This window comes from Methylobacterium sp. WL9, assembly GCF_008040035.1.
GTDB lineage: Bacteria > Pseudomonadota > Alphaproteobacteria > Rhizobiales > Beijerinckiaceae > Methylobacterium > Methylobacterium thuringiense.
Genome location: NZ_VRVE01000076.1, coordinates 1 through 21,450, shown reverse-complemented (window position 1 = coordinate 21,450; position 21,450 = coordinate 1). Strand labels below are relative to the sequence as shown.

Here is a 21,450-nt window from a genome sequence, read left to right as displayed (position 1 = left end):
CACCACGAGGGCGAGGCCGCGGTCGACGCCGGCGACGGCGCGGGCGATGGCCTCGGCGATCGCGTCCTCGGCATTCGCGAGGTTCGCCAGCGCCCCATGCGCCTTGACGTAGGTCACCCGCGTGCCGGCCAACGCCGCGCAGGCCTGCAGCGCGCCGATCTGGTAGGCGACGTCCCGCTCGATCCGTCTCGGAGTTTCGCGGATCGGGGTCCGGCCGAAGCCGCGAAGGTCGAAGAAGCCGGGATGTGCGCCGACGGCGACGCCCCTGGCCTTTGCCGCCATGGCCGTCTCGACCATGATGTCCGGGTCGCCGGCATGGAAGCCGCAGGCGACGTTGGCCGAGGTGACGATGGCGAGCAGCGCGGCGTCGTCGCCCATGCGCCAGGCGCCGAAGCCCTCGCCGAGATCGGCGTTGAGGTCGATGTTGCGCTGGCCGCTCATGCCGTCAGGTCCTCCGAAGCCGCCCCGTCCGTCGGCATGGTTCCGAACACCGCCGGCCAGGACCGGCACGCCCGAGTATAGTGCCGGCCTTCGCGATGGCCGAAGGCGCCGAAGCGTGTAGCTGCCGGAATGGCCGCGCCCTTCAGGCCCCATTCAACCGCAATGGCTCAGCTTGGCCCCACGCACGAGCCCCGGTCCCACCACCGGGCGCGCCCGGCTCGGCGGGTTTGCGGATTGCGCGCGCTCCAGGACGTCATGCCTGCCTCTCGGGCCTTCGCCATCGATTGCGTGTCCGGCTTCATCCGGATCGGCCGCGACCCCGGGCCGGACGGGCCGCGGGCCCATCCCCTGGTCCGCGCCCTCGGTCCGGCGCTGGAGACCGCCTTCGGCCTCGCGCACGAGGCGCTGTTTCCCGACGAGATCCTGCTGCTGGTGGAGGCATTGCGCGCCGGGCCGCTCGGGGAGGCAAGGGCCTTGCCGGACACGCGGTGCCTGGAGCCCGCCTGATCCGCCTCAAACGCCCGGCAGTTCGTGGATCCGCACGTTCGGGCTGATCTTGCGGGCGACGTCGCAGAGGTGGCGGTGGTGGGTGAGGTAGACCACCTGTCCGACGCCGGCCATCTCGGCGAGCAGCCGGAACGCCTCCTCGGCGCGAAAGTCGTCGAAGGTTTCCATGATGTCGTCGGCGATGAAGGGCAGCGGGGCGCGCGCCCGCACGAACTCGTCGTAGCCGGCGACGCGCAGCGCCAGATAGAGCTGGAAGCGCGTACCCTTCGAGAGCTCGCTCGCCTGCTTCGAGCCGCCGCCGGCCGGCAGCGCGATCAGAGTCTCGGCGTCCTTGCCCGGCTGCGCCGCGAGCCCGGCATAGGCGCCGCGGCTGATGGTGCGGAAGGCGTCCGAGGCGCGGGTCATCATCGCGCTGCGGTGGTGCTCGCGATAGGCGCGCAGGCCGTGCTCGGTGGCGGCGGTGCCGGCCCGGAGATGCAGGTAGCGCAGCGCGCCGTCCTCGATCTCGAGCAACGTCGTGCGGCGCTTGCCCTCGATCTCCGCGACCGTGTCGTCCCCGCCGATCGCCTCGACCTTGCCGACCGCGTCGCTGCGCTGGGCGAAGAGCTCCTGGCAGAGCCGGTCCTGGTCGTCGAAGCGCGCCTTCAGCTCGGCGAATTCCGCGTCGAGGGCCGGGCGGTCGGCGTCGTCGAGCACCCGCTCCGCCTCCGCGATCGTAGAGAGCCGCAGGCCGTCCAGAATCTCGCGCTCAGCGGTCTCGGCCTGCGTGCGCAGCTCGTCGCGCCGGGCGACCTCGGCTAGCCGAGCGCCGACGTCGTCGAGGGTGGCGACGCCGAAATGCGCGGTCATCGCGGCCTTGCGCCCGGCATGGATCGCCAGCGTCTCGTCGAGCGCGGCCTTGCGCGCCCGCGCCGCCTCGGCGGCCTCCGACGCCACGGCGTGGCGATCCCGTTCGGCCCTGGCCTCGCGGATGCGCTCGGCGATCCGCCGCGCATGATCGACGGGATCCGGGGTGCAGGCCTCGATCCGCACCAAGTCGGCGAGCGCCGCGACATGCTCGCGAAACGCCTCCTGGTCCTTCGTCATCTTCTCGATGCGGTCCGTCAGGCTCGCCTTGCGGTCGACGGCCGGCGTGAGGTCTTCGATGGCCGCGAGGATTTCGCGCACCGTCGCGAGATCCGGCGCCGTGCCGGTCTCGCCGAGCCAGCAGCGGGCGCAGGTCTCGGCCCAGGCCGCCGCCCAATCCGCATCCCGCGCCTCGGCCTGTGCGACGGCGCGACGCCGGTCTGCGAGGTCGCGCGCGCGCTCCGCGACGGCCTGCCGGAGGCCCCGGACCTCCGCCTCGCGGTCGAGGGCGTCCTGGGCCGTGGCCAGGAGCGCGCTGAACCCGGCCCCCGGCGCGACGGCGAGGCCCGCGCCGGCCAGAGCGGCGGCGAGCCGTTCGACGGCGTCGCCCTCGTCGGAGAGGGCATCGCGCAGTTCGGTTTCCGCCGCGATCAGCGCCTCGCGCGCGGCGAGCGCAGTCGTCCGCCGCGTCAGCCAGCCGTCGAGGTCCGCCGGATTCGTCTCCGGGTCGAGCGCAGTGGCGATCCCCCGGACGCTTTTCGCGATTTCGTCGCGTAACGCCTGCAGTCCCTGCGCGGCTTCCGCGAAAAGCCCTTTCGCCCGGTGTAGCGCCGCCTCGGCGACGGCGAGGGCCTGTCCGCGCTGATGCAGGCTCGCCAGATCCGCCATGTGGCCGAGGCGGCCCGCCGCCACGATGTCGTCCTGTCGCAGGACCGCCTCGAACGCGTCGGCCGAGGCGGCGGCGAGATCGCGCCGATGCGCGGCCCAGGCCCGCTCACGGTCGGCGCGCAGCGCGGCGGCCTCCTGATCGCCGACAAGGCCGGTGGTGTCGGCGATGGCGTCGCGCTCGGCCCGGAGGCGGCCGGCCTCGCTCGTCAGCCGCTCGACCTCGGCGGCATGGCGGGCGACCGCCGCCTGCCGCGTCTCCAGCGCGCTCTTCCAGGCCTGCAGCGTCGCCGGCTCCGGGCAGCGCAGGGCCAGGAGCGCGTCGGCCTCGCCCTGCCAGGGCGCGAGGGTGCGAAGCCGGTCGGCCAGCCGCGCCTGCTCCGCGTCACGGTTGCGCGCGGCGCGTTTCTGGCGCGCGGCGTGGTCCGAGCCGCGCAGGGCCGCCACGGTGGCGGCGAGGGCGGCCATCGCCTTGTCCGGCGTCGCGCCCGCCTCGGTGCCGCCGGAGGCCGCGAGCGTGTCCGTCGCGTCCGTCAGACGCCGCCCGGCATCCGCATGCTCGGTGACGGCGGCGGCCCTCGCCGCGTCGAGGCCGGCGCGGGCCTCCATCAGCTCGCGCAGCCGGCCGACGACCGAGGCGCCGAGCACCAGCCGGCGCGGGTCGGCCTCGTCCGGCCGTTCGAGGCGGGCGAGGATGGCCGAGATGGCGAGATCCGCCGCCCGTACCTGCATCCGCCGTTCGGGCAGGTCGATCTCGGCGGTGGCGTAGCGCGCCCGCAGGCCGTCGAGCCATTCGAGGTCGTCGTGCAGCCGCAGGGCCGCCTCGTCGATGCCGACCGCGTCGATCTCGGCGCCGAGGCGGGCGAGTTCGTCCGCGACCGTCTTCAGCTTGATGCCGAGTTCGATCTCCTGTTTCTGTAACGACGGAAGTTCCTGTGCCCAGCCTGCCGGCGCATCCGGCAGCGCGGCCAGCGGGGCGAGCCGTTCGCGGGTGGAGCGCAGGGCGGCGAGGCGGGGCAGGGCGTTCAGCGAGCGCAGGATCGCGTCGATACGGCCCTGCAGGCGGGTGCGCTCGGCAATGGCGTCCTCGTATTGCGCCGCCGCCCGATCGCGGGTCGCGACCAGCCGCGCGTAGTCCGAGGCGAGGGTATCGAATTTTTCCTTCTCGGCCTTCAGGGCGGCGAGGCGGGCCTTGAGGTCGGCGAGCGTCCCGCCGCGGGCACGGTACTTGTAGAACTTGTCCGCCTCGCCCCGCAGGTTGCCCAGGTTGCGGCTGAGATCGGCGAGGCCGGCGCCGGCCGAGAACAGCAGCTCGCCGAGGTCGCCCTTGCTGGCCAGGATGCTCTCGCCGCCCTTCTCCAGGGTCTCGTCGTCGAGGGAGAACATGGTGCGGTAGGCATCGCGATCGATACCGCCGAGATCGGCCCGGATCACCGCTTCGGGGATGGCTTGGTCGTTGCCGTCGAGCAGGCTGTTCTGCGGGCGCTTCAGGCGCGCGAAGACCCGCGGGCCGTCGGCGAAATCGAGCAGGCCGCCGATCCGCATGGTCGGGTAGGGATGCAGGAAATTGTAGGGGCTCTGGCCGCCGATCCCAAAAATCAGGTCGAGGAAGGCCGCCAGCGTCGTCGATTTGCCGGCCTCGTTGGGGCCGTAGACGACATGCAGGTCCGGCACGCCCGCGACCCGCTCGCCGAAGTCGATCGCGTGGTCCGTGAACTTGCCGTAGCGGGTGAGGTCGAGACGCTTGAGCCGCATGCGTCAGCCGCGCGCGTCGAGCGCATGCAGCCGCGCCAGAACTTCGTCGGTCCCCTCGCGGGCGTGCCGCGCGAGCAGGGCCTCGTAGGCGGCCTGGTCGGCGCCGAAGCTGTCGCGGCATTCCGGCGGCAGCTGGCCCTTGAGCTCGTCGGCGATCTGGCCAAGCTCCTGCCGGAAGGCCTCGGAATCGATTACCTCGTCGTCGATCAGCCGCCGCAGCTCGTGCAGCGGGTCGGACGGGGAGGGGGAGGCGTCGCCGGGCGGGGTGCAGGCGATCTCGAGCTTTTCGATCCAGCAGGCGCCGACGAGGCCGGCGCGGGCCTCCGCCTCGGCCTTCAGCAGGTCGCCGTCGCGGCGCATGCGCCAGGCGAGCGGCGTGCTGCCGGTGAGTTGCAGCCGGGCGACGAGGTGCTGCGAGGCCGTGCGCGCCCGCGCCGCTTCGAGGGCGCTGCCGACGGCGCCGATCAGCGCGCTCCACTCCGCGATGCCGGTGGCGTCGACCGTGACGCGCGCGAACTGCGCGATGCCGATGGGGCGCTCCTCGACCCGGATCGCGCGGTCGTCGCCGATCGTCACGAGGGTCACCGATTTTTGGCCGGCCTCGTTGATGTCACGGCCCTGGGGCATGCCCGGCATCACGATCGTGCAGTCGCCCTCGATCACCGCACGCTTGTGGATGTGGCCGAGGGCCCAGTAGCGGAACCCCGTGGCGCGCAGCTCTGCCGGGCTGCAGGGTGCGTAGAGGTCGTGGCCCTCCGCGCCCGCGAGGCTGGTGTGCAGGATGCCGATGTTCACGGCGCCCTCCACCGCTGGGCGGTACTTGGCCAGCAGGCTCTCGGGGGCGTGGGCCTGCGAAAAGCTCAGGCCGTGGATCGCGACGGAGAAATGGCCGCCGTCGCTGTCGAGCGCGACGGTGTCGGCCCGTCCGCCGAAGACCGTCACGGTCTCGGGGAACACGAGTTCCTTGGTGATCTTCGAGAGCGCGTCGTGGTTGCCGCGGATCACGAAGACCCGGATCCCGGCCGCGTGCAGCCGCCGGATCTGGTCGGCCAGGAAGCGGGCCGTCTTCATCGAGGTCTGCTCGCCGTCGTAGAGATCGCCGGCCAGCAGCAGGGCGTCGACCCGCTCGTCGAGGCAGAGGTCGACGATTCCGATCAGCGCCTGACGGGTCGCGTCGCCGACCAGGGCGGCGAGGTCGGGGTTGCGCAGGGCGAGCGACCGAAGCGGGGAATCGAGGTGGATGTCCGCCGCGTGGACAAAACGATACGCCAAGGACCCGGATGCTCCGCAACGCCCTCCCGGTCCGAGCACCGGGTTTTTTACCGGCGCGATTATCTCCGATGGAGTCGGCCGTTTCAACGCGCGATGCCGGCCGTCCACCGGGACCGTCAGGCGGGGGCGGTCAGCAGCAGGTGGTGGCCGTCGGGATCGCGCAGCAACGCTTCGGTCCGGCCGTCGGGCCAGATGACGGGCTCGGCGGAGACGCGGTGCGCGGCCAGGCTCTCCCAGGCCTCGGAGAGCGTCCCGGCATCCGTCACGGCCAACACGAGGCGCGTCGCGACATCGTCCACGGCGCGCATCCCGGTCTGCGCCCTGTCCATCTCCGTGCGGTAGCAGAGCAGTTCGAGATGCGGCGGCGCTCCGCCCGGCAGGCTCAGGCCGGTGACGGCGACGTCCGGCCGTTCGATCCCGTCGAGCCGGGCCTGCTCCGGCCCCAGATTGTGCGAGCGCGACGAGACCCGGAAGCCGAGGCTTTCGTAGAAGGCGATGCTGCGCGCGGTGTCGGCGACCGAAATCGCCGAATGGTCGATGCCGAGACAGGTTCTTTCGGAGGTCGGGCGCCAGATTTCGGGGGCTCCGCCGGGCGGAAACGCGAGCAGTTCGAGGGGATGGCCTTCGGGGTCTCGAAACTTGAAGGCCGTCACGCCGCCGGACGCCTCGGGCAGGCGCTGCGGCCCGCCCTGCGAGATCGGCTGCCAGCCGGGCACCCGTGAGAGCCGTGCGTATGCCGCCTCCATGTCTGGGACGATCATCGCGAAGTGCTGGAAGAGCGAGCTCCAGCCGGGCACGTCGCCGGGATAGGGCGCGCCCTGCGGGATCAGCCCGACGAGGTCGACGCGTTGCTCGTCGAGCCGCAAGCTCACCACCCGCGCCCGCGCGACGGCCATGCCGAACAGCCGCGAGGCCGGTTCCGCCGCCCACTCCACGTCTCCCTCGCGCAAAAATCCGAAGGCGGCTTCGTAGAACGCCGCCAGCCGGTCGGGGTCGGCGGCGTTCAGGCCGATGCGGGCGATCCTCTCGACGCTCACGGCCATTGTACGCCTCGGCGATCGAGGAAGATCGCATAGAGTGTGTGGGATCCGCCGATGAAGAGCCGGTTCTTCATGGGGCCGCCGAAGCAGAGGTTCGACACCCGGTCAGGAATCAGGATCTTGCCGAGAAGCCGGCCCTCCGGGCTCAGGCAATGCACGCCGTCGGCAGCGCTCGACCAGACGTTGCCGTCCTCGTCGACGCACATCCCGTCGCAGTAACCGGGCTCGATCTTATGGAAGATATCGCCGCCCGAGAGCGTGCACCCGTCGGCCCCGACATCGAAGACGCGGATGTGTTGGCGCGGGTTCGCATGGGTCTGGTCGCCGGTCTCGGAGACGTAGAGCCGGCTTTCGTCCGGCGAGAAGGCGAGGCCGTTCGGACCGTCGAAATCGCCGGCCGCGACCGTAATCTCGTTCGTTTCGGGATCGAAGCGGTAGAGGGCGGGCGGCTGCTCGGAGACTTGGCGGCCGCCCTCGTAATCGTTCGAGATGCCGTAGACCGGGTCCGAGAACCAGATCGTGCCGTCGGACTTCACCGCCACGTCGTTCGGCGCGTTGAGCCGCCGGCCGTCGTGATGCGTGACGAGGGTCGTGACCGTGCCGTCGAGTTCGGTCCGATGGAGGCAGCGGCCGCGATGCGAACAGGCGATCAGCCGGCCCTGCCGGTCGCGGGTCTGTCCGTTGGTGTAGTCCGAGGGCGCGCGATAGACCGAGAAACCCTCGTCCTCGATCCAGCGCATGGTGCGGTCGCGCGGCAGGTCCTGGAACAGCAGGCAGCCGGCATCGCCCATCCAGACCGGCCCCTCGATCCAGCGGAAGCCGGAGCCCAGCTCCTCCAGCAGCGCGTTCTCGAGGATGTAGCCGGCAAAGCGCTCGTCATGGACCTCGACGTTGTCCATCACTTGAAGCGGCAGGCCGCGTCGATGGTCGGCGGCTTGTCGTACTGAACGATCATCAGCACGGCCGGCTCGTCGCCGACGGTGCCGGAATAATGGCCCTTCCGGCCGTCCCGCTCCTTGGTGTTCTGGTCCTCGCCGAAGGAGATCTCGCCTGGACCCATCTCGACCCGGCTGCCGTCCATCGCCTCGACGAACCAGCGGCCGGAGAGCGGGATGATCCACTGGGGCTTCGGGTTCTCGTGCCAGTCGCCGGTCCATCCCACGGGTTGCACGGTGACGAACACGGTGGCGCCGTCATGCGTCTTCTGGCCCTGCCATTGCGGTGAGGCCGGCGGGCTCATCGACTTCTTGTCGAACTCGGTCATCACGCAGCGGGTGTGGCGGCTGACGCCGTCCCTGTCGGTCCAGAGATGCCAGTAGGGAATGTTCGGCTTGTCCTGATCGCTCACGGTGCGGCCTGTCTGCTGGGTTCGCTGACTATCGTAGGGGCGCGAGGAGGCGAACGGATCGGCGAAGAAGGCGCCGACCGATCCGGCCGTCGTGCCGAAGGTGACGAGCAGAAACCCGCCGGCCAGGGCGAAGTTCTTCAAAAAATCCCAGAACAGCTCGCGACCCTTGCCGCCGGCCCAGAAATCGCCGGGCTTCCAGAATTGCTTCCAGAGCAGCGCCGTGACGCCGCAATAGCCGGCGAGCACGAAGCCGGCGGCGCGGTCCGCGATGCCGGTGAGGATGCCCAGCGACATCACGATCTCGACGGTGAGGCCAGCGAGGATCAGCCCGGTCGCCAGCGCCTTCGAGGCGGTGATCTGGCTGGCTTGCCCCACCGCGCCGCGGAAGTTCACGATCTTGTCGAGCGCGCTGAAGGGCAGGAACAGCGCCACCAGTAGCAGCCGCACGCTGAAGGCGATCACGATGCTGAGACCGGCCATGAACCTTTTCCCCCTCGCAACGAGTTGATGCTGCGCTGCGAGAAGCCTCGAACCGTTCGAAAGTTTCGCGGCGACGGCTGCGAACAGCGGCGCGGCATCGTGATCATATCGGCAAGACCGGAAGCGAGAGACGGTCCATGGCAAGCGAGCGTCACTACGACGTCGTCATCATCGGCTCCGGCCCCGGCGGCGGCACCATGGCGTGGCGGCTGGCGCAGACCGGCAAGCGCGTGCTGCTGCTGGAGCGCGGCGAATACCTGCCCCGCGAGCGCGAGAACTGGGACAGCCAGGCCGTCTTCGTCGACGCGCGCTATCAGGCGAAGGAAACCTGGCTCGGCGCCGACGGGCGCGAATTCCATCCGGGCCTGCACTACTATGTCGGCGGCAACTCGAAGGTCTACGGCGCCGTCCTCCTCCGCTTGCGCGAGAAGGACTTCTACGACGTGCGTCATCCGGACGGCGTCTCGCCGGAATGGCCGCTGAAATACGACGTGTTCGAACCGTATTATCAGGCGGCGGAAGAACTCTATCAGGTCCACGGCCTGCGCGGCGAGGACCCCACCGAGCCGCCGGCATCGAAGCCCTATGCCCACCCGCCGGTGAGTCACGAACCGCGCATCCAGGAGCTGTTCGACGGCCTCAAGCGCGAGGGCCGCAGGCCGTTCCACCTGCCGGTCGGCGTGATCCTCGACGAACGCGACGGCAAGCCGCTGCCGCACTCGGCCTGCATCCGCTGCGACGCCTTCGACGGCTATCCCTGCCTCACCAACGGCAAGGCGGATTCGCAGGTGATCTGCGTCGATCCGGCGCTCAAGGCGCACGACAACCTCACCCTGATGACGAATTCCTATGTCGAGCGGCTCGTCACCGACCCGGCCGGGCGCACGGTCACCGGTATTGAGGTGAAGCGCGGCGAGACGACCGAAACCTATTCCGGCGACATCGTCGTGGCGGCCTGCGGGGCGCTGTCCTCGGCGCTGCTGATGCTGCGCTCCGCCTCGGACGCGCATCCGCAGGGGCTCGCCAACGCCTCGGGCCAGGTCGGTCGCAACTACATGCGCCACAACAACGCGACGGTGCTCGCCGTCTCGAAGACACCGAACCCGACCAAGTTCCAGAAGACGCTCGGCCTCAACGACTACTACTTCACCGATCCCGACAGCGACTTCGACTTTCCCCTCGGCCACATCCAGATGGTCGGCAAGTCGGACGGCGTGCAGATCCACGGCGAAGGCCTGCCGGGTTTCCTGCAATGGTTTCCCGAAAAGCCGTTCGACTGGATCGCCAAGCACTCGCTCGATTTCTGGCTGACCTCCGAGGATCTGCCGCTGCCGGGCAACCGGATCCACTACGTCGACGGCAACGTGCGCCTGGATCTCACGGAGACCAACATGGAAGGGCATCACCGGCTGAAGCAGAAGCTGCGGGAGTTGTGCGAAAAACTCGACATCCACCCGCACCTGTTCGACCGGTCGCTCTATCTCGGCAAGGACGTGCCGATCGGCGGTACGGCGCATCAGGCCGGAACGCTCCGCTTCGGCGAGGACCCGGCCACCTCCGTGCTCGACCTCGACTGCCGGGCGCACGGGATCGACAACCTCTACGTCACCGACGCGAGCTTTTTTCCGTCGATCGGCGCGGTGAATCCGACCCTGACCATCATCGCCAATGCCTTGAGGGTCGGCGATCACATCGCCGGGCGGCTCGGCTAGCGGCGGTCTCCGCTCACTTCAGGAAGTCGCGCACCGGCTCCAGCGACACCGCGGGCGCCTCCTCCTGCGGCACGTGCCCGAGGCCCGGCAGGGCTACGAGCCGGCTGCCGGGGATGCGGCTCAGGTAGTCGGCCGCGTTGGCGATGGGGATCATGCCGTCCTTTTCGCCCCAGAGCAGCAGGGTCGGGGCCTGGATCCGGCGTAGCAGCGGGTCGGGATCGGCGAGGACCGCCTGCTCCATGCGGGCGATCATGGCGTCGCGTACCCCCGGCGCCAGCATCAGGTCGCGGTAGCGGGCCACGACATCGTCTGTTAGGCGGGCGGGGTCGGCGTAGGCCGGCGCGAGGCTCATCCGCACGAAGGGCGTGGGCAGGATGAAGCGCAGCAGCCGGAACGAGGCCGGAACCTCCGGTACCTTTCCGTAGCCGGCTCCGGGAGCGGCGAAGCCGTCGGGCGAGATCAGCACGAGTTTTTCGACCCGCGCCGGGCTCTCGGCAGCGAATCTCCAGGCGATGCGTCCGCCGATCGAGTTTCCGATCAGGCTCGCCCGCGCGACCCCGAGCCGGTCCATCAGCCCGGTCAGCACCTCCAGGCTGCGGCGGTCGGAATAGTCGCCGGTCGGATCGGGGCCGGTCAGGCCGGCGCCCGGCAGATCGAATCGGATCACGCGATGGTCGGCCGACAGGGCCTCGGCCCAGGGCTCCCAGGTGTGCAGACTCGATCCGAAGCCGTGCAGCATCACGATTGCCGGCGCGTCGCGCGGCCCGCTGTCCCGGACATGCAGCCGGACGCCCGCGACCGCGACGAAGTCCGTCAGCGCATCGGAATAGCGGGCTTCGAGATCGGGACGCGCTTTGTCCGGCGTGTAGAGCCAGATCCCGCCCGCGATCAGCGCCGCCGCGAGGCCGAGCGACAGGATCACCAGAGCGAACTTCATGCGGTGTCCTCGAGCCTCAAGCCTGCGGCGCCACTCCTACCACGGCAATCCGACACGAGCCTGTGATCCGAAGGGGATAGTCGATCCGTCACCCTGGACGCCGGCCCCGGTTCGGCTACCTCGATCCGACAGACCCACGCCTACGATCGGAGCCGTCTGGTGAGCCAAGCTGCCGCGCCGGTTCTCGACACCCCCGCCATCCCCCGCAAGCCCGGGGCGGCGCGCCACGGCGCGGGACCGGCCCTGATGCTCGGGGCGCTCGGCGTCGTCTACGGCGATATCGGCACCAGCCCGCTCTACGCCTTCAAGGAGGCGGTCAGGGCCGCCACGGCCGGCGGCGCTCCGGTGCCGATGGCGGCCACCGGCGCGGTCTCGCTGATCCTGTGGGCGCTGATCCTGATCGTCTCGCTGAAATACGCGGTGCTGATCCTGCGCGCGGACAACCGGGGCGAGGGCGGCATCGTCGCGATGCTGGCGCTGCTCGGCGCGCGGCACGCCGAAGCCAGGACACGGCAGGCCTTGCTCCTCACCGTCGGCCTCGTCGGCGCGGCCCTGCTCTACGGCGACGGCGCGATCACACCGGCGATCTCGGTACTCTCGGCCATCGAGGGCCTGAAGGTCGAGGCGCCGGGGCTGTCGCGCTTCGTCGTGCCGATCACCCTCGCGATCCTGGTCGGCGTCTTCGCCGTCCAGCGCAAGGGCGTCGCCGTGATCGGGCAGGTCTTCGGGCCGGTGATGCTGGTCTGGTTCGTGGTGCTTGCCCTCATGGGCGTCGGCGGCATCGTCCATGCCCCGCAGATCCTGTCCGCGGCCAACCCGCTGAAGGCGGTGGAGTTCGTGACCCATGCCGGCTGGTACGTCAGCTTCGCCATGATGGGCGCGGCCTTCCTGGCCGTCACCGGCGGCGAGGCGATGTATGCCGATCTCGGGCATTTCGGCGCCTCGGCGATCCGCAAGGCCTGGTTCTGCCTCGTGCTGCCGGCGCTGGTGATCCATTATTTCGGGCAGGGCGCGCTGCTCATCGTCGAGCCGGACGCCATCGAGAGCCCGTTCTATCGCCTCGCGCCGGCCTGGGCGCACTACCCGCTGATCGGGCTGGCGACGCTCGCCGCCGTGATCGCCTCGCAGGCGGTGATCTCCGGCGTCTTCTCCCTGACGCAGCAGGCGATCCAGCTCGGCTTCATGCCGCCGATGCGCGTCGTCCACACGGCGAGCGAGGAGCGTGGCCAGATCTACGTTCCGGCGGTGAACTGGCTGCTGGCGCTGGCCACCATCGCCGCGGTGCTGATCTTCGGCTCGTCCGACGCGCTGGCCGGCGCCTACGGCATCGCGGTCTCGGCGCTGATGGCGATCACCACGCTGCTGGCGGCGCTCGTCGCGCTCAAATGGGGCTACAACCCCATCGCCGTCTTCGCGCTCAACGGGGCCTTCCTCGTCATCGACCTCGTCTTCCTCTCGGCCAACAGCGTGAAGCTGTTCGAGGGCGGCTGGTTTCCGCTGGTGCTCGCCTTCACCGTCGCCTTCCTGATGCTGACCTGGATGACCGGCAACCGCCTGCTGGAGCAGAAGCGCAAGACGCTGCGTCAGCCGGAGGAGGCGTTTCTCGCCGCGCTCAAGGCCAACCCGCCGATCACCCTGCCCGGCACCTCGGCCTTCCTCTCGGCCGGCATCCACGGCATCCCCCTGCCGATGGTCCGGCTCGTCGAGCGCAGTCACGCCCTGCACCAGCGGGTCCTGATCGTCACGGTGCTCTACGAGGAGGACCCGGTGATCGCCACGAAGGACCGGGCCGAGGTCACGCGGATCACGGACGACATCATCCGCGTGACCCTTCGCTACGGCTTCATGCAATCGGCCTCGATTCCCGAGGGCCTGCGCTGCGCCGTGGCGAGCGGCCTGTTTCCGGGCGCGTTCCTCGAGGACATGACCTATTTCGTCGGCCACGAGGTTGTGATTCCCTCGGCCGACCATCCCGGCATGTCCGTCTGGCGCGAGGGTCTGTTCGCCTTCCTGAAGCGCAACGCCGAGCGCTCCGGCGCGCATTTCTGCATTCCCGCCCGCCAGGTGGTCGAGGTCGGCACCGAGATCGAGATCTGAAACCTCACTCGTCGTCGAAGGTATTGGCCTTCAGGCGCTGCTGCGAGGCGATGCATTCGCGCATCGCGTCCTCGATCTTGGCATCCTTGGCGCCGCCATAGACCGAGATGTCGTCGATGCACTTGAGGAAGTAGCCGGTCGTGAAGCTCTCGTTGAGCGCGATGAACGACTTCCCGAAGCGCGTGGCGAGCTGCATGCGGTCCATCGCCGGGGCCTTGGCCCAGGCGGTCAGCGGATCGCTCATCGTCAGCGCCTTCGCAGGAATCGGAAGGACGAGGGCAACGGCGAGCGGCAGGACAGTCTTGAGACGCATGGTGCAAAAACCTCCCGGATGCTTTTCTTGAAGATCCCATATTTTTACGCGGAGATCCCAACAAGCCCGGATGTAGAGTTTTTTCTCCGCAAAGCAAAACGGTTCAAGGTCTGGTGATGTCTGTGCTGGTAGTGATTTAATCTTATCTTATTCTTCTTTCGCGCATGCCACGCGAATGGCCGATGGCGAATCCATCCATGAAGCCCGTCACCTACCGTCAAGGCGCCGCACCTTTGCCCCAGTGCGTTGTCAACGCGGCTGTGAAGACCGGGACGTGCGATCCAACGTCCGGCCGGGAGCGACCCCCAGCATGACCGACACCATCCCGCAGGCGCTGGCGATCCGCCTGCGCCAGCAGGCGATCCTCTCCGATTTCGGCGTCGAGGCCCTACGCGCCACGGAACTCCTACCGCTGTTGCAGCGGGCGACCGAACTCTGTGCCGAGGGCATGAAGGCCGAGTTCTGCAAGGCGCTCGAATACCATCAGGCTCAGGATTGCCTGATGGTCTGCGCGGGCGTGGGCTGGGGCGCGGACGTGGTCGGCAAGGCGATCGTCGGGGCCGATCTCGCCTCGCCCGCGGGCTTCGCTATGAAGACCGGCCGGCCGGTGATCTCGAACCACCTGGAGAACGAGACCCGCTTCCGCACGCCCGAGCTGATGGCCGCGCACGGCGTGCGACGCGCCATCAACGTGCTGATCTCCAACCGCGACGGCCATTACGGCGTGCTGGAGGTCGACGACACCCGCGAGGGCGTTTTCGGCGAGGCCGACATCGCCTTCATGCAGGGGTTCGCCAACCTCGTCGGCGGGGCCATCGAGCGGCAGCGCGCGGAGGCGCGGCTCAAGGCGGCGCTGGAGCGTCAGGACCTGCTCACGCGCGAGATGAGCCACCGCGTCAAGAACAGCCTCGCCGTCGTCGCCGGGCTGTTGTCCCTACAGGGGCGCGGCACCGAGAACGAGGACGTGAAGCGGGCGCTGGCCGACGCCCAGAGCCGCGTTGAGGCGATTGCCCAGGTCCACGATCAACTCTGGCGCCAGCCCGACGTGACGACGATCGACCTCGCCGCCTTTCTCGAAGCGCTCTGTGCGAGCCTCCAGGTCAGCGCCGGCCCGCACAAACTCGTCTGCCGCGCCGAAACCCTCGCGCTTTCCGCCGACCTCGCCGTGCCGCTCGGGCTGTTCGTGAACGAGCTCGTGACCAATGCGATCAAGTACGCCTACCCGGCGGACGCGGCGGATGCCTTGGGCGAGATCCGTGTCGAGGCATCCGCGGCCGCCGACGGCGGCCTCCTCGTCGCCATCGCCGACGACGGCGTGGGCCTGCCCGAGGGCTTCGACCCGGCCACCGCTCGCAAGAGCCTCGGCATGCGCATCGTCAACAACCTCGCCCGGCAGCTGGAGGGGACGCTGAGCGTGGTGCCGGGCAAGGGCGCGCGGTTCGAGTTGCGGATGATGCCGCGGGGGTGAGGCCGGCCGCGAGGGCGGTGCGCCGCCCTCACACCAGCCCGAGCTTCTCCGCCAGCCCGATCCGCTGCAGCTTGCCGGTGGCGCCCTTGGGGATCTCGTCGAGGATCACGATCCGGGCCGGCACCTTGAACGCCGCGAGACGCTCGGAGGCGAAGCTGCGGATGTCCTTCTCGACGGCGGTGACACCCTCGCGCAGCACGATCGCGGCGGCGACGTCCTCGCCCAGCTTGTCGTGCGGCATGGCGAAGGTCACGCATTGCGACACGGCCGGGTGGTCCATCAGGATCTCGTCGACCTCGCGCGGCGAGATCTTCTCGCCGCCGCGGTTGATGATCTCCTTGAGGCGACCGGTGATCGAGAGGTAGCCCTCGGGTGTCAGCACGCCCTGGTCGCCGGTGCGGAACCAACCCTGGCGGGTGAAGGCCTCTGCATTGGCCTTCTCGTTGTTCTCGTAGCCCGCCATGACGTTGTCGCCGCGGATCACGATCTCGCCGGTCTCGCCGGCCGGCAACGGCTCGCCCGCGAGGTCGACGATGGCGATCTCGGGGCCTGCCGCCAGACCGACCGAGCCGGCATGGTGGGCTTTCGGCGGCAGCGGGTTCGAGGCCATCTGGTGGGCGGCCTCGGTCATGCCGTAGGCCTCGATCACCGGGGCGCCGAAGGTCGCCTCCAACTCGTTCATGACCTGCGGCGGCAGGGACGAGGACGACGAGCGGATGAAGCGCAACGGCGTCGACTCGATCACCTCCTTGTTGCGCGCGGCGCGGCCGAGGATCGCCTGATGCATGGTCGGGACGCCGGTGTACCAGGTCGGCTTCACCTCACCCATCCAGCCGAAGAACTTGAGCGCGTTGAAGCCCGGCGTGCACGAGACCTGACCGCCCGCCGAGAGCGGGGCCAGAATGCCCGCGATCAGACCGTGGATGTGGAACAGCGGCATGATGTTGAGGCCGCGATCCTCCGCGGTGAAGGCCAGCGCGTTGCGAATGTTGCGGGCCGAGGCGCAGACGTTCGACTGCTTCAGCGGCACGATCTTCGGACGCGACGTGGTGCCCGAGGTGTGCAGCACCAGCGCGATGTCTTCGGGTTGCGCCGTGCCACCGTTCTCGGTCGGGCCCGGTCCCTCAGTGGCGAATGACAGCGAAAAGCTGCCCGCGCCCTGGTCCGGCGTCGGGGTCAGGCGGGCGACGGCGACGCCGAGCTTTTCCGCGATGGCGACGGCCGGCGACTCGCTGCCCTCGGTGACGATCAGCAGCCGCGCGTTGAGGTCGTTCAGGTAGAACTCGAACTCGTCCGCCTTGTAGGACGGATTCAGGGGCGCCGAGGTGCAGCCGGCGGCGACCGCGATGAAGGCGGTCGCCATCTCCGGGCCGTTCGGCAGCACGATCGCCACCCGGTCGCCGCGGCCGATTCCTTGCGCGTTCAGCTCCGCGACGGTGCGCTCGGCCAGCGCGCGCAGCGCCTTGAAGGACAGCGGCACGCCGCCGGGGCTCGACAACGCGGTGGCGTCGTCGGCGCCGGTCCGGATCAGGGCGTGAAGGGTGGTTGCGTCGGCCACGTCGGTGTTCCTAACGGCTGAAATATCGAAGACGAATCAGGCTTTGGCGATGGCGAGGCGGCCGTTGGCCGTCTCCAGGCTCTGCGACAGCAGCCGCATCAGCGCGTAGACGCTGCCGATATGCGGCGTCGGCACGTCGATCAGCCGGCCGAGTTCGATCACCGAGCCGACGAGCGCCTCCAGCTCGATCGGCCGGCCGGCCTCGACGTCCTGCAACATCGAGGTCTTGTGCGCGCCGACCTTCTCGGCACCGGCAATGCGCTTGTCGATGCCGACTTTGAAGGTGATGCCGAGCGTGTTCGCGATTTTTTCCGCCTCCTTCATCATCGCGGTGGCGAGTTCGCGCGTGTCGGGGAAGCGGCAGATGTCTTCCAGTGTCGCGTGACTGAGCGCGGAGATCGGGTTGAAGCTCAGGTTGCCCCAGAGCTTGAGCCAGATCTCGGCGCGGATGTCGCCGGTCACCGGGGCCTTGAAGCCGGCCTTGGTCAGGCGGCGCGACAGGTCGAGCGCGCGCTCGGACTTGGTGCCGTCGAGTTCGCCGAGGCCGAAGCGGTTGCCCTCGATCACCGTCACGGTGCCGGGATCGGTCAGCACGGCCGCCGGATAGACCACGGAGCCGATCACCTGGCGCGGATCGAGATGCGCCGCGATGACGCCGCCCGGATCGGCGGTCTCGAGTTGCGTGCCCGCGTACTGCCCGCCGTAGCCGCCGGAGAAGTACCACCACGGAATGCCGTTCTGCATGGTCACGACCAGGGTGTCGGGACCGATCAGGTGCTTGAGATCGGCCGCGATCGGCCCGACCTGATGCGCCTTGACCGTGAGCAGCACGATGTCGTGCGGCCCGGCCTGCTCCATGGACTTCACGGCCTTGACCGACTTGGCGTGGAGAACGGTGCCGTCCTCCTCGATCAGCCGCAGGCCGTCGCTGGCGATCGCGTCCGCATTGCTGCGGGCGATGAAGGTGACGTCCTCGCCGGCTTCCGCCAGCCTGACCCCGAGATAGCCGCCGATGGCTCCGGCGCCGACGATCGCGATGCTCATGCTTCAGTCCGTTTCTGGGTCCTGACCGAGGCGCCCGCCGCGTCCGTCGCGCCGCCGGTGCCTGCTCGTGCCGCGACCCGGAGGTCGCGTGATGATTCTATGTTCGATCGGCCTGCCGGGCACCCGGCCGTTCGTCTACTCGAAGCGGTTCGACAACGTTCCGATGCCCTCGATTACGACCTCGACGGTCCCGCCCTTCGGGATCGGCCCGACGCCGTTCGAGGTGCCGCAGGCGATCACGTCGCCGGGCTCCAACGTCATGCCCTGCGACAGCAGCGAGACCAGCCGCGCGGGCGAAAAGATCATGTCCGAGACCGGGTAGTTCTGGCGCTCGCGCCCGTTCACCAGGGTGCGCACCGTCAGGGTCGCCGGATCGAGGCCGGTGGCGATGACCGGGCCGAACGGGCCGAACCCGTCGAGGCCCTTGGCACGGCACCATTGGGTAAAGCTCGCATCCGCCTTGAGGATGGATGGGGCCGTGACGTCGTTGATGCAGGTGTAGCCGAAGATGTGAGACGCGGCCTCGGTCTCGTCGAGGTCGCGCGCCGGCTTGCCGATGACGATGCCGAGTTCGCCCTCGTACATCGCCCGGCCGGCCGCCTCCGGCACCGCGATCACCGCGCCCGAGGGGCGATAGGTGTTGGCCGGCTTCAGCAGGAACAGCGGCGCCTCCGGACGCGCCAGCTCCTGCTTCTCCGCCATCGCATGGAAGTTGTTCCAGAGCGCGATCAGCTTCGAGGGGCGGCAGGGCAGGGCGACCGTGACCTCGGCGAGGTCCACCGTCTCGCCGGTCGGCGCCGGGTCGCCGAACAGTTCGCCCGTGAAGACGGCGATGCGGTCGCCGTCGAGACGGCCGAAGCCGTCCCGGCCGTCTTGTGTGTACCGGATCCAGAGGGCCATACCTCAGGCGCTCCGGGCGATCACGCGGGCCCGCCAGGGCTTGAGCACCGCGATGGCCAGCAGCGATGCCAGGATGTTGGCGCCGGCGGCGACGAGAAACACGCCGTCCCAGCTGCCCGTGCTCTGCTGCAGGTAGTTCGCGGCCGGCACGAGCAGGGCCGCCGTGCCCTTGGCGGTGTAGAGCAGCCCGGCATTCGTCGCGGCGAACTTGGAGCCGAAGGTGTCGGTGCAGGTCGAGGGGAACAGCGAGTAGATCTCGCCCCAGGCGAAGAACACGAAGCCCGAGAGCAGCACGAACCAGAGCGGGTCGTGACCCCAGAGGTAGAGCATGAAGATGCCGGCGCCTTCCATCGCGAAGGCGATGAACATCGTGTTCTCGCGGCCGATCCTGTCGGAGACCCAGCCGAAGAACGGACGCGTCAGGCCGTTGAGCACCCGGTCGATCGTCGCGGCGAAGGTGATCGCCACCATGGTCAGCCCGAGGATGGTCACGGGGATCTTGTCGACGCCGATATCGGCCGCGATCGGCTTCAGGTTGGCGGTGATCATCAGGCCGCCGGCGCCGACGATGACGAACATCAGGTACATCAGCCAGAAGATCGGCTGTCGGGCGACCTCGCCCGGGGTGTAGTTGCGCCGGGTCTGGATGACGCTGGCATTGGCAACCGCCCGCTGAACCTGACCCTTCTTCGGGGAGGCGAGGAACACGGCGAGCACGCAGACGATCAGGCCCTGGCCGATGCCGAAATAGAAGAACGCGGACTGGAAGCCCTGCTCGGAGATCATCCACTGGATCGGGGCGACGGTCAGCGCCGACCCGGCACCGAAGCCGGCGGCGGTGATGCCGGCGGCCAGCCCGCGCTTGTCTGGAAACCACTTCAGCGCGCTGCCGACGCAGGTGCCGTAGACCGCGCCCGCGCCGATGCCGGCCACGACCTGGCCGAGATAGAACATGTTCAGCGTCTCGGCGTAGGAGTTGATCACCCAGCCGATGCCGCAGAGCAGGCCGCCGAACAGCACCACGACCTTCGGGCCGTACTTGTCGACGAACCAGCCCTCGACCGGCACGAGCCAGGTCTCGAACAGCACGAACAGGGTGAAGGCCCACTGGATCGCGGCCCGGTCGAAGCCGAACTTCTTCTGGATGTCGGGGACGAAGAAGGTCCAGCCGTATTGGAGGTTGGCGATCATCACCATGCAGATCACGCCGAGAACGAGCTGACCCCAGCGGCCGAAGGGCGGAGCATCCGCCACGGAGGCGGAATAGGCGCCGGGTATGGGGTCGGCGGCTTGCAGGGCCATAGTCGCAATCCTCGGTCTGCGTTTTCTTGTGCGTGCGCTTACACTTTGCATCCACGCTTCTAGTTGGGTGCATTTTGAATACAACTGCCTTGACCATGGGCAGATCGCAGCGCTCGCCGCAAAATATTTGGCACTAGCCTCTAAAAAATTTGAACTGCACTGCGGCATCGGCAGGCGAAGCCGCTGGCGGCCACCGGACCAAGTCCCTGGCATCGCGGGGCGTTCCCGGAGCGGGGCGTCGCTTGACAGGCGGCGGCCCGCCATGGTCGGAACACCCTGGCTTTTCGCGGTCGCCCAGGCGGTCCGCACGAGTGCAACGGTGCGGGCGAGGAACGGCGCGTGAGGCTGAGCATGAGGTTGCGACGGGCGGGTGGGCCTGCCTTGGTCCGCCATCTGCCGGGTCTGCTCCTGGCTCTGGCTTTCATCCTCGGTGCCGCGCTGCCGGGCACGGCCCTGGCGCAGGGCGAGGTCCGCAAGAGCTTCGACGATTGGCAGCTGCGCTGCGAGACGCCGGCCGGGGCCAAGTCCGAGCAATGCGCGCTGGTGCAGTACGTCGCCGCCGAGGACCGGCCGAACCTCACCCTCGTCGTCATCGTGCTCAAGACCGCCGACAACCGCGGCTACCTGCTGCGCGTGGTCGCCCCGCTCGGCGTGCTGCTGCCCTCGGGGCTCGGCCTGAAGATCGACAACAACGACATCGGCCGCGCCGGCTTCGTGCGCTGCCTCACCACGGGCTGCGTCGCCGAAGTGGTGATGGACGACGGGCTGCTGCGCACCTTCAAGGCGGGCAAGCAGGCAACCTTCATCGTCTTCCAGACGCCGGAGGAGGGGGTCGGGATCCCGCTCTCGCTCAAGGGCTTCGACACCGGCTTCGAGTCGATGAAATAAATTCGTCCGATTTCGGTGCCACTGGCGCTGGACGTGGGACGAATCGGAACGGGTACCATGCGGAAACGGGGTCAGGCGGCGGCATCGCTCGCGCTCGCGCTCACCGGCATCGGTGCCGCGCAGGCGGAATCGGGCAGCTTCTTCAAGAACATGTTCGGCGGTGTCGGGACGAGCAGCGGTGGCGAGGTGCCGAGCCTCAGCGGGCCGAAGCTGCAGGACCCCGAAGAGGCCTATTGCCCGCAGATCGACGTGCGGGACGGCGGGGCCGCCATGCAGGCCTTCGCCGGGGCGGCCGGCGACAACAGCCGTCTTCGCCACCAGCTCACCTTCGGCCAGATGAGCCGCGAATGCACGGTGCGTGCGGGCGGTGCCGTCGGAGTCCGGGTCGGCGTGCAGGTCCGGGCGCTCCTCGGGCCGGCCGGCGCGCCGGGCACCTTCGAGGCGCCGCTCACGGTTTCACTCAAGTACAACGACAGGGTCGTCGCCTCGCAGACCCGCCGGGTCGCGATCGCGATCCCGGCCGGCGCAGCGCAGGGGCAGACCTCCGTGGTGGCGGACGAGCTCCTCGTGCCCGCCGACATGGCAGTCGGCTACGACATCGAGGTGGCGCTCGCCGGTACGCCCCCCCGCCCCAAGGCACCGGCCCGAAGCGCCGCC

Annotated in this window: 18 protein-coding genes; 6 read left to right on the top strand and 12 right to left on the bottom strand. The window is 69.3% G+C overall.

The genetic code is table 11. From position 1 onward, the window contains the following. On the bottom strand, positions 1-441 hold a 441-nt coding region (locus tag FV217_RS17920), incomplete at its 3' end, for a LamB/YcsF family protein (RefSeq protein ID WP_187272619.1). A 255-nt stretch (positions 442-696) separates the two neighbouring features. Here FV217_RS17920 and FV217_RS17915 point away from each other — a divergent pair. Continuing rightward, complete coding sequence (locus FV217_RS17915; protein ID WP_147818532.1) at positions 697-948, top strand: hypothetical protein; 252 nt, start codon at positions 697-699, stop codon at positions 946-948. 6 nt (positions 949-954) lie between these two features. On the opposite strand, the gene FV217_RS17910 is transcribed toward FV217_RS17915, so the two are convergent. The 5 genes from FV217_RS17910 to FV217_RS23490 all read right to left on the bottom strand — a co-directional run bounded on the left by FV217_RS17910 (position 955) and on the right by FV217_RS23490 (position 8,574). Continuing rightward, on the bottom strand, positions 955-4,434 hold the full coding sequence (locus FV217_RS17910; RefSeq protein ID WP_147818531.1) for an AAA family ATPase: 3,480 nt from the start codon (positions 4,432-4,434) through the stop codon (positions 955-957). Between the two features lie 3 nt (positions 4,435-4,437). After that, positions 4,438-5,706, bottom strand: a complete 1,269-nt coding sequence (locus FV217_RS17905; protein ID WP_147818530.1) for a DNA repair exonuclease — start codon at positions 5,704-5,706, stop codon at positions 4,438-4,440. 116 nt (positions 5,707-5,822) lie between these two features. Continuing rightward, on the bottom strand, positions 5,823-6,743 hold the full coding sequence (locus FV217_RS17900; RefSeq protein ID WP_187272618.1) for a VOC family protein: 921 nt from the start codon (positions 6,741-6,743) through the stop codon (positions 5,823-5,825). Then, entirely contained in the window at positions 6,740-7,645 is a 906-nt protein-coding gene (locus FV217_RS17895) for an SMP-30/gluconolactonase/LRE family protein (RefSeq protein ID WP_147818528.1), read from the bottom strand. The genes FV217_RS17900 and FV217_RS17895 overlap by 4 nt, the downstream gene beginning before the upstream one ends. Then, a complete protein-coding gene (locus FV217_RS23490; RefSeq protein WP_238232286.1) occupies positions 7,645-8,574 on the bottom strand; it encodes a hypothetical protein in 930 nt (309 codons plus the stop codon). Before FV217_RS23490 ends, FV217_RS17895 begins: the two co-directional genes overlap by 1 nt. A gap of 137 nt (positions 8,575-8,711) precedes the next feature. On the opposite strand from FV217_RS23490, the gene FV217_RS17880 reads away from it, so the two are divergent. Continuing rightward, on the top strand, positions 8,712-10,286 hold the full coding sequence (locus tag FV217_RS17880) for a GMC family oxidoreductase (RefSeq protein ID WP_147818527.1): 1,575 nt from the start codon (positions 8,712-8,714) through the stop codon (positions 10,284-10,286). A gap of 13 nt (positions 10,287-10,299) precedes the next feature. Here FV217_RS17880 and FV217_RS17875 read toward each other — a convergent pair whose 3' ends face one another. Further along, a complete protein-coding gene (locus tag FV217_RS17875) occupies positions 10,300-11,223 on the bottom strand; it encodes an alpha/beta fold hydrolase (protein ID WP_147818526.1) in 924 nt (307 codons plus the stop codon). Positions 11,224-11,469: 246 nt separating this feature from the next. Between FV217_RS17875 and FV217_RS17870 the strand changes: the two genes are divergently transcribed. Then, positions 11,470-13,320, top strand: a complete 1,851-nt coding sequence (locus tag FV217_RS17870) for a KUP/HAK/KT family potassium transporter (RefSeq protein ID WP_147818534.1) — start codon at positions 11,470-11,472, stop codon at positions 13,318-13,320. Positions 13,321-13,324: 4 nt separating this feature from the next. On the opposite strand, the gene FV217_RS17865 is transcribed toward FV217_RS17870, so the two are convergent. Continuing rightward, the gene (locus FV217_RS17865) at positions 13,325-13,633 is read right to left on the bottom strand and encodes a hypothetical protein (protein WP_147818525.1); all 309 of its coding nucleotides are present in this window, start codon (positions 13,631-13,633) and stop codon (positions 13,325-13,327) included. A gap of 310 nt (positions 13,634-13,943) precedes the next feature. Between FV217_RS17865 and FV217_RS17860 the strand changes: the two genes are divergently transcribed. Further along, positions 13,944-15,101: a histidine kinase dimerization/phosphoacceptor domain -containing protein gene (locus FV217_RS17860; protein WP_147818524.1), complete on the top strand. Its 1,158-nt coding sequence runs from the start codon at positions 13,944-13,946 to the stop codon at positions 15,099-15,101. Positions 15,102-15,129: 28 nt separating this feature from the next. Here FV217_RS17860 and FV217_RS17855 read toward each other — a convergent pair whose 3' ends face one another. The 4 genes from FV217_RS17855 to oxlT form a co-directional block, all read right to left on the bottom strand. After that, a complete protein-coding gene (locus tag FV217_RS17855) occupies positions 15,130-16,659 on the bottom strand; it encodes an acyl--CoA ligase (protein ID WP_147818523.1) in 1,530 nt (509 codons plus the stop codon). Positions 16,660-16,695: 36 nt separating this feature from the next. Next, entirely contained in the window at positions 16,696-17,703 is a 1,008-nt protein-coding gene (locus tag FV217_RS17850) for a 2-dehydropantoate 2-reductase (RefSeq protein WP_147818522.1), read from the bottom strand. 135 nt (positions 17,704-17,838) lie between these two features. Continuing rightward, positions 17,839-18,603 carry a fumarylacetoacetate hydrolase family protein gene (locus FV217_RS17845; RefSeq protein WP_147818521.1) on the bottom strand — a complete coding sequence of 255 codons (765 nt, stop codon included), beginning with the start codon at positions 18,601-18,603 and terminating at the stop codon, positions 17,839-17,841. Between the two features lie 3 nt (positions 18,604-18,606). Continuing rightward, positions 18,607-19,905, bottom strand: coding sequence for an oxalate/formate MFS antiporter (oxlT, locus tag FV217_RS17840; RefSeq protein WP_147818520.1), 1,299 nt, complete (start codon positions 19,903-19,905; stop codon positions 18,607-18,609). A 408-nt stretch (positions 19,906-20,313) separates the two neighbouring features. Between oxlT and FV217_RS17835 the strand changes: the two genes are divergently transcribed. Then, positions 20,314-20,793 (top strand): invasion associated locus B family protein, encoded by a 480-nt coding sequence (locus FV217_RS17835; protein ID WP_238232361.1) that lies wholly within the window; start codon positions 20,314-20,316, stop codon positions 20,791-20,793. 57 nt (positions 20,794-20,850) lie between these two features. Continuing rightward, the coding region (locus FV217_RS17830; RefSeq protein WP_147818519.1) for a hypothetical protein at positions 20,851-21,450 on the top strand (600 nt) is incomplete at its 3' end.

Excerpts from the sequence above, each read along its gene's own strand:
- FV217_RS17915 (WP_147818532.1), top strand. The coding sequence starts at position 697 with ATGCCTGCCTCTCGGGCCTTCGCCATCGATTGCGTGTCCGGCTTCATC.
- FV217_RS17910 (WP_147818531.1), bottom strand. The coding sequence starts at position 4,434 with ATGCGGCTCAAGCGTCTCGACCTCACCCGCTACGGCAAGTTCACGGAC.
- FV217_RS17895 (WP_147818528.1), bottom strand. The coding sequence starts at position 7,645 with ATGGACAACGTCGAGGTCCATGACGAGCGCTTTGCCGGCTACATCCTC.
- FV217_RS23490 (WP_238232286.1), bottom strand. The coding sequence starts at position 8,574 with ATGGCCGGTCTCAGCATCGTGATCGCCTTCAGCGTGCGGCTGCTACTG.
- FV217_RS17880 (WP_147818527.1), top strand. The coding sequence starts at position 8,712 with ATGGCAAGCGAGCGTCACTACGACGTCGTCATCATCGGCTCCGGCCCC.
- FV217_RS17875 (WP_147818526.1), bottom strand. The coding sequence starts at position 11,223 with ATGAAGTTCGCTCTGGTGATCCTGTCGCTCGGCCTCGCGGCGGCGCTG.
- FV217_RS17870 (WP_147818534.1), top strand. The coding sequence starts at position 11,470 with ATGCTCGGGGCGCTCGGCGTCGTCTACGGCGATATCGGCACCAGCCCG.
- FV217_RS17865 (WP_147818525.1), bottom strand. The coding sequence starts at position 13,633 with ATGCGTCTCAAGACTGTCCTGCCGCTCGCCGTTGCCCTCGTCCTTCCG.
- FV217_RS17860 (WP_147818524.1), top strand. The coding sequence starts at position 13,944 with ATGACCGACACCATCCCGCAGGCGCTGGCGATCCGCCTGCGCCAGCAG.
- FV217_RS17850 (WP_147818522.1), bottom strand. The coding sequence starts at position 17,703 with ATGAGCATCGCGATCGTCGGCGCCGGAGCCATCGGCGGCTATCTCGGG.
- FV217_RS17845 (WP_147818521.1), bottom strand. The coding sequence starts at position 18,603 with ATGGCCCTCTGGATCCGGTACACACAAGACGGCCGGGACGGCTTCGGC.
- oxlT (WP_147818520.1), bottom strand. The coding sequence starts at position 19,905 with ATGGCCCTGCAAGCCGCCGACCCCATACCCGGCGCCTATTCCGCCTCC.